Source organism: Prevotella mikamonis (assembly GCF_055381405.1).
In genome coordinates, this window is the sequence record NZ_AP035785.1 from 668,622 (window position 1) to 681,896 (window position 13,275).

General features: G+C 39.8%; 10 protein-coding genes. 4 read left to right on the forward strand and 6 right to left on the reverse strand.

Annotated features, from left to right (window positions below; genetic code table 11):
- Positions 1 to 137: 137 nt before the first annotated feature.
- Both ACZ42L_RS02905 and msrB read right to left on the reverse strand, forming a co-directional pair.
- Positions 138 to 2,267, reverse strand: coding sequence for an esterase-like activity of phytase family protein (locus tag ACZ42L_RS02905; RefSeq protein WP_464716558.1), 2,130 nt, complete (start codon positions 2,265 to 2,267; stop codon positions 138 to 140).
- A 16-nt stretch (positions 2,268 to 2,283) separates the two neighbouring features.
- Positions 2,284 to 3,372 carry a peptide-methionine (R)-S-oxide reductase MsrB gene (msrB, locus tag ACZ42L_RS02910; RefSeq protein ID WP_464716559.1) on the reverse strand — a complete coding sequence of 363 codons (1,089 nt, stop codon included), beginning with the start codon at positions 3,370 to 3,372 and terminating at the stop codon, positions 2,284 to 2,286.
- 426 nt (positions 3,373 to 3,798) lie between these two features.
- Here msrB and feoB point away from each other — a divergent pair, with 426 nt between their 5' ends.
- From feoB to ACZ42L_RS02930, 4 genes are all read left to right on the forward strand, one after another.
- The gene (gene feoB / locus ACZ42L_RS02915) at positions 3,799 to 6,216 is read left to right on the forward strand and encodes a ferrous iron transport protein B (protein ID WP_464716560.1); all 2,418 of its coding nucleotides are present in this window, start codon (positions 3,799 to 3,801) and stop codon (positions 6,214 to 6,216) included.
- Positions 6,217 to 6,355: 139 nt separating this feature from the next.
- Positions 6,356 to 7,486: a porin gene (locus ACZ42L_RS02920; protein WP_464716561.1), complete on the forward strand. Its 1,131-nt coding sequence runs from the start codon at positions 6,356 to 6,358 to the stop codon at positions 7,484 to 7,486.
- Positions 7,487 to 7,517: 31 nt separating this feature from the next.
- Positions 7,518 to 7,724 (forward strand): hypothetical protein, encoded by a 207-nt coding sequence (locus ACZ42L_RS02925; protein ID WP_464716562.1) that lies wholly within the window; start codon positions 7,518 to 7,520, stop codon positions 7,722 to 7,724.
- Positions 7,725 to 7,790: 66 nt separating this feature from the next.
- Positions 7,791 to 8,042 carry a hypothetical protein gene (locus ACZ42L_RS02930; protein WP_464716563.1) on the forward strand — a complete coding sequence of 84 codons (252 nt, stop codon included), beginning with the start codon at positions 7,791 to 7,793 and terminating at the stop codon, positions 8,040 to 8,042.
- Between the two features lie 141 nt (positions 8,043 to 8,183).
- Here ACZ42L_RS02930 and ACZ42L_RS02935 read toward each other — a convergent pair whose 3' ends face one another.
- From ACZ42L_RS02935 to ACZ42L_RS02950, 4 genes are read right to left on the reverse strand one after another with little or no spacing between them, the layout of a single operon-like run.
- Positions 8,184 to 10,124 carry an NAD(+) synthase gene (locus ACZ42L_RS02935; protein ID WP_464716564.1) on the reverse strand — a complete coding sequence of 647 codons (1,941 nt, stop codon included), beginning with the start codon at positions 10,122 to 10,124 and terminating at the stop codon, positions 8,184 to 8,186.
- Between the two features lie 13 nt (positions 10,125 to 10,137).
- Positions 10,138 to 11,280: a DUF2027 domain-containing protein gene (locus ACZ42L_RS02940; RefSeq protein WP_464716565.1), complete on the reverse strand. Its 1,143-nt coding sequence runs from the start codon at positions 11,278 to 11,280 to the stop codon at positions 10,138 to 10,140.
- Positions 11,281 to 11,301: 21 nt separating this feature from the next.
- A complete protein-coding gene (locus ACZ42L_RS02945; RefSeq protein ID WP_464716566.1) occupies positions 11,302 to 12,573 on the reverse strand; it encodes an S-adenosylmethionine:tRNA ribosyltransferase-isomerase in 1,272 nt (423 codons plus the stop codon).
- A 4-nt stretch (positions 12,574 to 12,577) separates the two neighbouring features.
- Positions 12,578 to 13,267, reverse strand: a complete 690-nt coding sequence (locus ACZ42L_RS02950; RefSeq protein WP_464703489.1) for a phosphatase PAP2 family protein — start codon at positions 13,265 to 13,267, stop codon at positions 12,578 to 12,580.
- Between the last annotated feature and the right edge of the window lie 8 nt (positions 13,268 to 13,275).

Sequence of the window (13,275 nt, forward strand, 5' to 3'; positions counted from 1 at the left end):
ATCCATGAGTTTGCAACATTCTGAATTTTGTCGCTTTTTATATGATTTATTGCAAGGTATTTACAGCAATGCTGCTAAGCCTTTGCAGCGATGCTGTTGAGGCTCGGCAGCAATATTGCGAAGCCTTTGCAGTAATATCACATATCCAAGATGAAGGTTTTGAACCAATCTTTGAGTATTCCTTTGTAGCGATGTTGGGAGTCTGCCAGCAGTATAAGGACTTGTCTTCCGCCGTATAGTTTCGGACCAAGACACATGCCCTCATAGTTGGCGAATGAGTGGTTTGTCATATTCATTTTGGTTTTCCATTTAGTAAGTAGTTGCTTTTCCATTTGCCCATTTATCGGTTTTGCTACGTAAAGTTTGCATTCTGCCCATGCTCCGATTTTCTTTTTGGGTATCATAACCTCGCGTTCCAAAACCAGTATGCGACCGTCAGCTAAGGCACATATCTCGCTTACGCCATTGACATAGTCTTGTTTTGATGTGGCTGGGTCTACTTTGTACTTCCACACATTGACAAGTTTGAGATTGCTGTCATACTCCAAGAGCCTGCAATCTTCATCTTCCGTGGCTGTCCATAACCGTTGTGTATGCTCATTCCATGACAAGGATTCCAGTCCTTTATTGCTATTTAAGTTTTGATTGATAGAATCTGGTATAAAAACGATGTTACCAGTGAGTTGACCATCTAGTGTGTATTCTTTTATAGCGTTGTCTTTCTCTCCTGAAATAAAGATAGTATTGCGGCTTGGACAATAGGTAATCCCCTCCCCATCTCTGTTGGGCTGCCCGCTATTTTTGACGGTTTTTAACTCAACCTCTCTGATGATTCCCGAGATAGAATCTATCTCTATGTAGAAAATACTGAAGCCGTCGGGGCTTGCTTTGTCGTCGACGACGACATATTTGTTGTCGCCTAGGTAGCTGATTCCGCTATAGTCTCCTGCGGGGATAGACTTGGAAAATGATTGCTGTGGATTTTCTTTAATTTTGATTTCTGTGTAGGTGGCCGGTTTTGTGTTTCTTTCTTGCCAATATGTTTTGGCTTCCAAGAATATGTGTTTAAGTTGCCCACTCTTCCCTCTCAGTTCTATTTCTTGTGTAGGCATATCGTCTGCTGCCCACTCTTCGTCCCATGTGAAGTCTTTGACGGGCTTATGATTGATGGCCATGATGGTATCTCCTATCTCGATACCGGCTTTGAGGGCATCTCCGTCTCTTACTAGTGAAGAGACTATCCATCCGTCGCAGATGTCGGTGCGGTTTCTGAAGCCATAATCATATCCACTGGCTTCACTTTTTTCTAGAGATTGAAACCGTTTAAGGTAAAGGTTTTTGTGTGGTGTATCTATGATGATATTGTAATTAGACCAGATACCATTGCCGATGACACCTAGCCATTCTCTTTTACCGAAAGCTCCTACCCCTTCAGGAATATAGCCGATTGTGATATTGTGTAAGGTGTCACGGACAAGGATTATTTGGTCGGACTTCATATCGACAACATATTCCTGCTCTTTATTTCCAACTCCGAAGTTGGTAATATCGGTAATTCTTTTCTTCCTGGGAATTGAGTCCAAGCGATAGAGAGAGCTGGTGTGCGCCGTGAAATCGATAGTTCCGCTACTCCCGGTGTCTATCAAATACCATCCTGTAATATTCTGATTGTCAATAACGACTGATAATTTGATATACAGCCGGCTATTCTCATATCTGATAGGAACAGATTGCCATGATGACAAATCGTGTGGCAATGAATCCAGCAGAATAAGTTGGTTGTGTTCGAAGTCCAGTTTATACGGACGGGAGTCTAAGTCCTTTATGCCTAGTAGGCCGTCTGCATGCCTGTCAAGGATATCTCTTAGCTTGATGACAGGGGCATAGGGGTATTGTGTCTTGTGTGTGCCCAGATTGATAGAAGTTTTATCGTAGATGAGTGGTACTATTATGTTTCCAGCCCCTCCACCCGTCTTGGCTTTTTGCATATTTGCAGGATGCCATTTAGATTGTGAGAAAAATACAGAGTCTATACAGCAAAGATTACTTCCACCTGTATCGAAGACCAGTTGACAGGGTATGGAATCATTGATGACAGATGGTAGGTATATGTGTCCGTAATGCTTGAATGGTATGCTGTCGTTGGCGTAATTCTTTGTGGGACATACTATTGCAAATGTAGAGAATATTAGATGATACCATCTTCGGTTGATAAGATGCTTGGACTTAAATGTGTTGTATATGAAAGAAAATATGTGTTGTTTCATATCTCATAAAACAGGCTTAACGATGGATATTCTTTGCCGGTACTATCAGTTGTATGCACTTTCCATATCCTTCTTTTTCCATATCGGCTTTCGGAATGAATCTGAGCGATGCGCTGTTGATGCAGTATCGCAGTCCTCCTCTTTCCTTTGGGCCATCATTGAATACATGTCCCAAATGAGCATTTCCATTTTTACTACGCACTTCTGTACGTTCCATTCCGTGCGAAGAGTCATGCTTTTCACTTATAAGATGTTGGTCGATAGGTTTTGAAAATGCAGGCCATCCACATCCAGAGTCGAATTTATCAGTAGAAAGAAATAGCGGTTCGCCCGTCGTTATGTCGACATATATTCCTTCTCTGAATTCATTGTAAAATTCGTTTTGATAAGGGGCTTCGGTCGCTGCATTCTGTGTTACCTCATATTGGAGTCTCGTCAGTTTACTTTTCAGCGCGTTATCGTCTGGTCTTGTGTATTCTTTCTTTTCCCCATCGTGCTTGTTCGCCTCTCTCGCAACATCGAACATAGACTTCGGTATATGACAATATCCATTAGGATTTTTGTCCAAATAGTCTTGATGATAGTCTTCAGCATTGTAAAAGTTCTTCAGAGGTTTCACTTCTACAGCAATATGTTCGGAATATAGTTGGCGTAATTTTGCTATTTCGGCTGTTATCACAGGCAGATTAGCTCCATCAGTATAATATATACCTGTACGATATTGCGAACCGACATCGTTGCCCTGACGATTTATCGAAGTTGGGTCGATAGTCTTAAAATACAACTGTAACAACATTGACAAAGGTAATACTGAAGGATCATATACAACTTTTACAGCCTCTGCAAAGCCTGTTTGGTCAGTACATACATCCTTGTATATCGGGTTCTTGGTGTTTCCGTTGGCATATCCCGCTTCTGTTTCTATAACTCCGTTTATCTGTTTCAAGAAGTGTTCCGTACCCCAAAAACATCCTCCTGCTAGATATAATTCTGCTTTTCCTTTCATGACTTTTGTTTCTTTTTCTTTATTCAGCCCCTTTGCCGTGCAACTTGAGAATATTGCACAAGTAAGCAATAATGCGATTTTAAAAATTTCTTTTTTCATAAGTCTGATAAATTTAATGTGGCAGACATATCGGATGAAGTCTGAAAAATAGGACTTTTTCTTTCCGAATATTGCTGCTTTTTGTTTATATTAATATGAGTTTGATAACTATTATCGTCTTAAATAAAAATCACAGCATCCTTATAATGCCCAAATACAAAGAATTACAAATAATAATTGCTATGAGTATGATAGCCAAAGTTATGGAAATATTTTGCATTGCAGATAGCTTTTACATTTTTTTTGATACCATGATTGTAAAAGATACCATAAAACCTAAACGATATAAAGGGCGCAATCATATAAACATACAAATTAAAGGCTAAATAACTATACCTATAAATAGGTATTTTTGCTAAAAATAAAATGATAGAAAAACAAAAATAAAGTTTATTGACTACTTTTGCATGTCATAGATATAGGAATATGAAACTATCAGATCTGAAGACGGGCGAATATGGAATGATTGTAAAGGTGACAGGGCACGGCGGTTTCCGAAAGCGCATTGTAGAGATGGGGTTTATCAAAGGAAAGAAAGTGGAGGTACTGCTTAATGCCCCTTTACAAGACCCAGTAAAATATAAGGTCATGGGATATGAAGTTTCATTACGCAGAAGTGAAGCTTCGATGATTGAAGTGATGAGCGAGAGAGAAGCCAAATCAGCAAGCCTTGACAAGGATGCTACAACTTCTATCTTCTCAGAAATGGAATTACATGTCTCTGATGATGAATTGAAATTGGCTGCAATAGCTAGAAGACGGGTCATCAATGTGGCTTTGGTGGGTAACCCGAATTGTGGTAAGACTTCCCTGTTTAATTTCGCATCGGGGGCGCATGAGCGTGTCGGCAATTATAGTGGGGTGACTGTAGATGCCAAAGTGGGCCACACAGAACATCGGGGATATTATTTTAATCTTGTTGATTTACCGGGAACGTATAGTCTCTCTGCCTATAGTCCGGAAGAGTTGTACGTAAGAAAGCAGATAATAGAAGAGACCCCCGACGTGATTATCAATGTCATTGACACCAGTAATTTCGAGCGCAATCTCTATCTTACGACACAGTTGATAGACATGCACCTGCGAATGGTTTGTGCACTCAATATGTATGATGAAGTGGAAAAACGCGGAGACCACGTTGATGCAGATAGGCTCGGCACGCTTTTTGGTGTTCCGATGATACCGACTTCATTTACAAGTGGGCGTGGAGTCAATGAACTTTTGGATGCTGTCGTCGACATGTATGAAGGGAATGAAGGGGATAATCCTCATTTTCGCCATATCCATATTAATCATGGGCATGAGATAGAATCGGGTATATCGCATATCCAGCGGTATCTGAAAGACAATACTGATCTTCGTCAGAAATATTCTACCCGCTATTTAGCTATAAAACTATTGGAGCATGATAACGATGTAGAATCTTATGTTGAAACTCTGGATGAGAGTAAGGAGATTTTTGCAGAGCGGAAGAAGGCGGAAGATAGAGTGAGAGAAGAGACAGGAGTGGACAGCGAGACTGCTATCATGGATGCCAAATATGGCTTTATTCACGGTGCTTTGAAGGAGGCTCTCTATTCTACCGGGAATAAGAAGGATACTTATCAGACGACACACTTGCTTGATCGTATTATAACGAATCGGTATTTAGGTTTTCCTATTTTTATCTTGTTCTTGTGGCTGATGTTTGAAGCTACATTTACTTTGGGACAATACCCGATGGACTGGATTGAGTACGGCGTAGCTTGGCTAGGTCGGGCAGTCAGCGAAATACTGCCGGATGGCCCGTTAAAGGCAATGATTTCAGATGGTATTATCGGTGGTGTAGGTGCTGTTATCGTATTTCTTCCACAGATATTGATACTCTATTTCTTTATCTCGTACATGGAAGATTCCGGCTATATGGCCAGAGCAGCATTCATCATGGATAAGCTCATGCACAAGATGGGGTTGCACGGCAAGTCGTTTATTCCTCTGATTATGGGATTTGGATGTAATGTGCCTGCGGTCATGGCAACGAGAACTATTGAAAGCAGACGCTCCAGACTGATAACAATGCTAGTTCTGCCGATGATGAGTTGTTCGGCCCGACTGCCTATCTATATCATGATTATTGGTACATTCTTCGCAGCAGAATATCGTTCTACAGTGATGATTTCCTTGTATTTTATAGGTATTCTGATGGCCGTTATCATCAGTAGACTGTATTCTAAGGTGCTTGTGAAGGGAGAAGATACACCGTTTGTGATGGAACTTCCCCCCTACCGCTTCCCAACTTGGAAAGCTATAGGTCGACATACTTGGGAAAAGTGCAAGCAATATCTCAAAAAGATGGGTGGCATTATCTTGGTGGCAAGTATTATCGTATGGGCCTTAGGCTATTTCCCACATAATGATGCATTAACTCCCAGTCAGCAACAGGAACAGAGTTATATCGGCCGCATTGGTAAAACAATCGAACCTGTATTCCGTCCTCAGGGATTTGACTGGAAATTAGATGTGGGCTTATTGGCTGGTGTCGGTGCGAAGGAGATTGTTGCCAGTACTATGGGGGTGCTTTACAGCGATGATAGCAGTTTTGCCGACGATACTTCTTATAATTCAGACACGATAAAATATACCCACCTGAGGAGGCAAATGATTTCTGATGGTATTACACCCCTATCTGCTTATTGCTTTTTACTGTTTGTATTACTCTATTTCCCATGTATTGCAACGATAGCTGCCATCAAGGGTGAGACTGGAAGTTGGAAGTGGGCTATCTTTACGGCTGTCTATACTACGGGATTGGCGTGGGTGGTTTCTGCTCTGACATATCAGGTAGGAACTTTCTTGGGATTATAAGAGGTTTTGCAGCTGAAAGTTTTTTCAGGAGTGTAAATTAATGAGGATTTCCTTGGAAAAAGTAGCCAATTTTTAAAAAATATGGCTACTTTTGCATAATTGACTAAAACGAAAATAGAAAAACGTTAATAATATACTTATGAAAAAGGAAATTCTAGTATCATTACTTGCACTCGCATCTTATGGTGCCTCTGCACAAGAAAGCAAAGCAGCATGGTTCAACAGCATCAAGTTGTCGGGGTATGGTATTACGCAATATCAGTATAGCGGGCAGAGTGGTGCGAAGGCAAACTCCTTTAATATCCGCTTGGTCAGGGTTTCACTAGAAGGTCGTGTGCTGAAAGATGTTGCATGGAAGACACAAGTTCAGTTGAATGGTAATACTGTTTTGCTTGGTAGTAGTCCTCGCATTGTTGACCTGTTTGCAGAATGGCAGAAGTATGGTTATTTTAAAGTGAAGTTAGGTCAATTTAAGCGTCCATTCACTTTTGAAAACCCTATTCATCCGGTCGATCAGGGATTTATGGGATATGCTCAGAGTGTTACAAGTTTGGCGGGCTTCAATGATCGTGTCGGAACACATAGCTCGAATGGACGAGATATAGGTCTTCAGTTGCAAGGCGATTTCTTGAAAGATGGAAATGGTCGTAATCTTGTGCATTATCAAGTTGGAGTTTTTAATGGCCAAGGCATCAATGTGAAAGATGTAGATCAGCGCAAGGATATTATTGGCGGTATATGGTTTATGCCTGTAGCCGGGATGAGATTAGGAGTATTCGGCTGGGAGGGTTCGTATGCCAGAAAAGGTGATTGGACAGAAAAAGATGCCGCAGGAAATTCTGTAGAACATAAAGGTACAGTAAGAACCCTTCCCCAGCATCGTTATGCTATCAGTGGAGAGTATGTAGTTAACGATTGGACATTCCGTTCTGAGTACATTCATTCAACGGGCTATGCCTTTACAAAAGCATATCAGGATTCAAAGACTGCAACTGATTGCAACTTGAGTAATAATGGAAACAAAGCTGATGGTTTCTATGTTCTTGCTATTGCTCCTATCATCAAAAAGCAGATGCATGTAAAGGCTCGTTATGATCTTTATCGTAAGACAGGGGAATGGGCATCAGCAAAGAGTCTTTATGAAATCGGTGCGGATTATGAGTTCACCAAGAACTTGGAAATTATGGCTGAATATGCCAGGGTAAATGATAGAACGCTAGCAAAGCATGGTTATGATATGATAGATGTGCAGGTTAGTTTCAGATTTTAGTAACGAAAGAAATAAAACGATTTAAAGAATTATGGAAAATAGATATAAAGATTCGGAACAGAAGAGTAATTCACACCATCACCATCACCATAGTGGCAGCCATCGTCATCATCATGGAATAACAGAAGAAACTAGGGCAAAGATGAGAAGAAAGATGTTGGCTAATGTGCTTTTTGCATGTTTAGTGATACTTGCACTTATCATCGTTGCATTTGTCGGATGGTTGTATACAGCTTAAATTTAAAATAATATTCATATAGGAGATAAACACATATAACATTTGTCTCCTATTTTTATATTGTCTATGAAATCTATACTGATTCGTATTAAATTGTGGCTTCAGAAGTTATCTTTTAAGACGGGGGTATGTGTATTGCTGATGTGCATACCATGCTACATTATATCTTTTGCACAAATGGCTCTTCCTATTTCTGCTTCGTTAAAAGGAATACTTTGGGTTATCTTTTTCGGTTTGGCAAAGACTTTCCAATATGGCGGACTAACGATATTGGGCGTTGAAGGATGGAAAAGGTTGAAGCAAAAGTTTTCCAGATAGTGTTTTCATACAAGAATTCCTCTTATTCAATATTTAAGGGTTCAACTGTCTGAACATATATCTGTTGTATGTGGACGCGATATGTTTCGTCCGCATACAACAGATATGTAGAGTGTCTATCGGCACTCATCATCTTTAAAGTTACAATTCTTCACATTCCTGTAACCACAGCCTGTTTACGGCATCACTGGGCATACGCCAATCTCCTCTTGGACTGAGACTCACACTTCCAACTTTCGGACCGTCAGGCAGACAACTACGCTTAAATTGCTGTGTGAAGAACCTGTGATGGAATACTCTTAGCCAATGTTTTATTGTATCAGGAGAGTATTGTTCCGGCTTGAATGCTTGACATGCCAATAGATAAATCTTTTTGGGAGAGAATCCGAATCTTAGGAAATAGTACAGAAAGAAATCGTGTAACTCATACGGTCCAACTAAGTCTTCAGTCTTTTGCTTGATATTACCGGATTCATCTGCTGGTGTAAGTTCTGGACTAATGGGCGTATTGATGATATCCAACAGAGTGTCATGGGTAGTTTGCTCTAATGTTGTTGCAACATATTTTACCAGAGATTTAATCATTGTCTTAGGGACACTGGCATTCACTCCATACATACTCATATGGTCTCCGTTATAGGTTGCCCATCCTAATGCCAATTCAGACAAGTCACCCGTACCAATGACCAGTCCCCCAACTTGATTACTTAAATCCATGAGGATTTGAGTGCGCTCGCGAGCTTGGGCATTTTCGTATGTGATGTCGTGTATTTCTATATGATGCCCTATATCTTTGAAATGTTGTATAACGGCATTGGCAATATTGATTTCTCGGATTTCAATTCCAAGTTCTTGCATCAGATGTAGTGCATTATTATAGGTACGGTCTGTTGTACCAAATCCAGGCATGGTGACACCAAGGATGCCTTTTCTGTCTAGTCCTAACTTATCAAAGGTCTTGATACATACAAGAAGTGCTAACGTAGAGTCAAGGCCACCACTGATACCGATAACGACACGTTGGCTATGGGTATGCTGTAGGCGCTTGGCTAGTCCCATGACTTGTATGTTTAGGATTTCTTCGCAAGCAGCTTCTAAATTCTCTTCGTGTGGAATAAACGGCTGTGGATCTATCTTTCTGGTCAAAGTGAATGGCTGTGGAGTAATCTCTCTACAATGGATGATTCTCTTGATTGGTGCACTTTCGTGCATAACCGGTCGTTGTGCATTTATAAAAGTGGAATTATTACGTCGCTCTGCACGTAGACGTTCTACATCTATCTGCGCGGTCATCATCTGGGAAGATAATGAAAATCTGTCAGCCTCTGTCAATAGAGTTCCATTCTCAAAGATGATAGCATTTCCACCGTACACTAGGTCTTGTGTACTTTCACCATAGCCACAACTGCTATATATATAGCCGGAAATAGTTCTTGCACTCTGTTGCCTTAGTAACGCCATTAAATATTGATGTTTGCCTAGCAGATCGTTGCTAGCAGATAGGTTGAATATTACGTCGGCTCCAAATACTGCTAATTGATTACTAGGCGGGATGGGAGCCCATACGTCTTCACATATTTCAACACCAAATTTTACGCCGTCTGTAGTTTGAAATAGTTGAGGGGTCGATGTTACCAGTATACTTTGTCCTGCATATTGAATAGTTGTATCATGTAAGTCTTGTGAAGATGCAAACCATCGTTTCTCATAAAACTCATTATAATTAGGTAGATATGTCTTAGGGATGATACCTAGTATATACCCTTGTTGAATCACAATGGCACAGTTAAGTAACAAGTCTCCGACACAAACAGGAGCTCCGATAATGCTGATAATATCGAGCTTGCTTGTTGCATAGAGTAATTGAGAAATGTTTTCTTCTGCCATATCAAGCAATAATTGCTGACGGAATAAATCTTGGCAGCTATATCCAGTTACCGACAATTCTGGAAAGACAATGATTTCAACACCTTCGTTCTCTGCCTGAAAAATGGTTGAGATGAGATGCTCTGTATTATATTTTGTGTCGCCCACCAGAACACTTGGTATTGCTGTGGCCACTTTGATAAAACCGTAATTCATGATATGATACTATTCATTTGATTATAACTTGCGTTGCCCCATAGCCGTATTCCAGAAACGACGCGTCTTGGTATTGTACTTTCTTATATTTATAATTTAATTCATGAAGGATTGATTGTCTTAACACGCCATTTCCCTTCCCATGTATGAATACAATCTTTTGGCCTTGGCGATTCTTGTAGTGATTCATGATTTCATTGAATTTCTCCATCTGATAATTTCGTATATCTTCTGGTTTCATTCCTGCCGTTGTATCTAATAATTCATGGGCATGTAAATCTACGACAACAATATCAGCATCTTTCTTACTGATAAATCGTTTGTTTTGCCTTGCAGTATCATGGGAGTCCTTGTTTCCTACAACTTCCGGGCTGTTTGTTGTCTTTACCGTAGGCATAGTAAGTGGCTCATCATCATGGATCAAGTGATATAATAATGCAGGCGAATCAAAGAAATCATTTTCAATAAAAGTATGGCTCTTGTAGAATTTAACAGGATCTATCTTCTGCCGAATGTCGAAGGATGGCTTGCCAATATATGTTTTATCTCTTTTGAAAAAGAATGCTTGGAGTGATATGCGAGATATATCATTGATGGTCTCACGTTCTAACTCTTCAATCAGTATTTGGGTGTTGGGCGCTATTTCGCCTTGAAATCGTAGATTGTAATTATTCTCTTGGCAGGAAGCATAAGCACATTGTACATAATAGTTACAATCGTTGACTAAATAGACTTTGAAAGAGGTTTGTGTTATACTCAATTTATCTTTGGGTACGAATGCCAAATATAAATTGAGCAAGTCCCCACCTTCCCGTTCTTCAATAGGTTGCTTAAAGGTAATTTCTCTTTCTTCTGCCAAGTCGTCATCATCAGTAGTATCAACATCTTCTTCGTCGTGAAGTAAGGCTTTGATACTATGATATTCATACTCGCCCTCCTGTTCTTGCTTTTGTTTTTTTTCTAAAGCTTTTGTTTTTAGTTTGATGGCTTTAGCAGTACTGTAGTCATCCATGTTTGTGACCACGATATCGGCTTTCGATACTGGTATTTGGAAACCATCTTCGTCTTCGACTAAGACAATATCATGTCCCTGAAATCCGGCAATGGTTCCACCGCTAATATCGTTCAGAAATCTAACTTTATCTCCTATTTTCATAAATGATGTATTCTATGTGAATTACGGAATTAATAAACTGCTATCACCATAACTTAAAAAGCGAAAATCATGTGATAAAGCATAGTCATAGATTGGCTTCCAATCTCCCTTTACAAAGGCACTTACAAGTAAAAGCAATGTGCTTTGTGGTTGATGGAAATTGGTAATGAGCATTTTGACATATTTATATTCATAACCAGGGGCTATGATTATTTGTGTACTGCTGTGGAGAGCATTCAGTTCATTCTCTTCTAGGTAGTCAAGAATATTTTGAAGGGCTTTTTGAGGGGTAATTTGATTGATGAGTCCACCTTCTGCTCCATGCTCATAGGGTTCCCATTGAAATACATGTAGTTGCTCCTCTGTTAAGTCTTTGTTGTTCTCAAGTTTGACTCCCATATAGTAGAGACTTTCCAATGTCCTGACACTTGTCGTGCCAACAGCAATGGTTTTGCAGTCATGTTCTAGTAGTTTGGCAAGTGTCTGTTTATGTACACATATAAATTCTGTGTGCATTTCGTGTTCTTTAATCTCCGCCTGTTTTACTGGTTTAAACGTCCCAGCACCTACATGCAATGTCAATTCTTCGGTCTCAACTCCAAGTTTATTGATAGATTCTAATACACGATCCGTAAAGTGTAAACCTGCTGTTGGAGCAGCCACACTTCCCATAATCTTGCTATATACTGTCTGATACGTTGTTTTGTCGCTTTCTTCCGTTTCACGATTCAGATATGGGGGGATCGGTAATTCTCCTACCACCTGTAGTATTTCAGAAAAGCTAATACCTTCAGTGTTATCCCACTCGAAATCTATCCAATAGCCTGCACTAGGAGTTTTGAAGGAAGAATGTAAGGTATGTTCTGCATCAAATTCTCTTCGGGTAGCCTTCAAAGTGAACTTACATCCACGGATTTCAAATTCACGCTCCAGAGTTCCGGTTTTCCATTTCTTCAGATTGCCTACCATGCAAATCCATGAACATCTACCTACAGACTGAAACATCTGTTCATAGTCAGCTGGTTTTGCAGGTTCTAATAGGAAGACTTCTATTAATGCTCCAGTGGATTTGCGAAAGTGTATTCGAGCTTGAATCACTTTAGTGTTGTTGTATACCATCAAAGCTTTTTGGGGTAGCCAATGGGAAATATTGTAGAAATGGTCTTGTTTTATAGTACCATGGTTATATACTAGCAACTTGCTATGGTCACGTGGAGTGATGGGAAATTTTGCAATTTTCTCATCTGGCAAATTGTATGTATAATCACTGATTTGAATATTCTTTGTCTGCATAGTCTTATATAACGGATAAGATTAATAGGATGACTAGTGACATGGTGAAAACTGATATGACAGCATCAATATCTTCATGACCGTATCCTGTAGATGTGTATTGTGACGATATATAATTAATCTTTGGTGAATATTTATAGTATATATAGTGATATGCGCGATAACTGAGAAATCCTGCAAGGATTCCCCACAATATGCCTGTGCAAACATCACTTGGATAATGTACTCCGAGATATAGACGCGTTATAGAATTCAAAATAGCCCACGAAAACATGATGATACTGAGAGACAGACTTCGGGTTAAGCAACAAATAAAGGTGGCTATAGCAAAAGTGTTAGCTGCATGTGCAGAGAAAAAGCTATAATCTTTCTCGCTTACTCCTTTCAAAATGTCTAGTGTATATTTGACATAAGGATCATTGATAGGGCGTATACGTTCTATGAGGGGTTTGACTAGTAAGTTGTCAGTTCCGCTGGTTAAAAGAACTCCAAAAAGAATGCCCAATACTGTTATACCGATTTGCAACATGGTCTCATTGTTTTTAACAACAAGAAAGAATATGGCTAGGTATAATGGAATCCAAGTATAGCCTAGTGTTGAATATTGCATGAAATGATCTAATAATAGATTGTCACTGCCATTTAAGCAATGCAATATATTTATATCAATATGATTGATAGCACTGAAATCCATGAGCTAGG